Annotated in this window: 1 protein-coding gene; it reads right to left on the bottom strand. The window is 45.6% G+C overall.

Going from position 1 to position 520, the window contains the following annotated elements; genetic code table 11:
* Nucleotides 1–122: 122 nt before the first annotated feature.
* A partial coding sequence (locus ACTXGO_RS16660; protein ID WP_443575254.1) for a lipoprotein N-acyltransferase Lnb domain-containing protein occupies nt 123–520 on the bottom strand: 398 nt, incomplete at its 5' end.

Raw genomic sequence — 520 nt, 5'->3', positions numbered from 1 at the left:
CAGGGCGCTGCGTATCTGAAACGGGCATCTTGGATGAAGAGATGGAGGATCGCGTGGTAACTTGGGTGACGCCTTAGGTTTTTATTTAGTCTCGTCTAATATTTTAGTTTTAAAGACGATTTTTACTCCTGTGACGCTATCGCCGCCGATTTTGCTTTAGTTTCAGCTTCTATTTGCGTGTCAGCCAGAGGCGGAATAGGAATGCCTTGGCGAATTTGAGCTGAAAAGTCACTATTTTGATCATCTGCTACGCGCTCAATCTGATTATCAAACCCTTGAACTTTGGGATTGATATGAGTGCGCTCATACCAAGTATCCATCGACCAAGGCTGACCACCGTTATCAGGGTTAGCATCGAGCATACCGACATCAAATAGATAGTTGGGCAACCAGCCTGAGACCCAAATGCGATAATCCCACGGCAGACGATCACCACTGACGATACGCGCCATATAAAAGATAATATTGGTGCAGTTACTCACCAAAGTGTTGTACCAAGCAGGCTTGGCATTAAGCTCAT

Source organism: Psychrobacter sp. T6-1, assembly GCF_052258445.1.
This window is presented reverse-complemented; position numbering and strand designations above follow the sequence as displayed.